Raw genomic sequence first — 626 nt, 5'->3', positions numbered from 1 at the left:
CCGGCGATTTTGGTGTGGCCGTAGCTGGCACCTTGTTTGGCGTGACCGAAGACCGGCCGCAGTAGTGAATCGATGTCGACGAACGCCCGGGTATCGGCACCGGGCAGCAACGCGACGCGCTCGCACAGTGCCCCCAGGTGCTCACCCAGCACGGACTCGAGTTGTCGGGCATGTCCGAAGGTGAACTCCCGCAGCAAGGTTCCGATTGTTGATGGAGCGTACACACCGTCGAAGAGGGTTTTCATTCCACCGGAGCGCACCAGATCAAGGTCGTCGATACTGTCCGCGCCGGCGCACATACCGGCGATCACCGTGGTCAACTTCGGTGACGGGTTGGCCGATCCGGACGTGATCCGCGGGTCGGCGATGTGCACCTTGCCGGCCAACAGTTCTGGTAGGCGTGTTTGAGCGGCCAAGGCCATCACCGGGACCAGCCCGGCACACGACACGAGATGATCGTCATCAAAGACCGCCGACGCCGCGGCAAAGCTATGGGACACTTGCACTGGAAGTGCCTTTCCGAACTTGGACGGTTGTTGCGTAAGGAACACCAATCATCCCAGCTCAGAAGGCACTTTCCTTATACCGACACCCGCCTATCCAGGCAATCCATCGGTGGATCGAGG

1 pseudogene is annotated in these 626 nt (G+C 61.0%); it reads right to left on the bottom strand.

Going from position 1 to position 626, the window contains the following annotated elements:
- Positions 1-506, bottom strand: a pseudogene (locus tag ASJ79_RS25260) (IS1380 family transposase); the annotation flags it as partial.
- Between the last annotated feature and the right edge of the window lie 120 nt (positions 507-626).

The organism is Mycobacterium sp. NAZ190054, from assembly GCF_001545925.1.
Classification (GTDB): Bacteria; Actinomycetota; Actinomycetes; order Mycobacteriales; family Mycobacteriaceae; genus Mycobacterium.
This window is presented reverse-complemented; position numbering and strand designations above follow the sequence as displayed.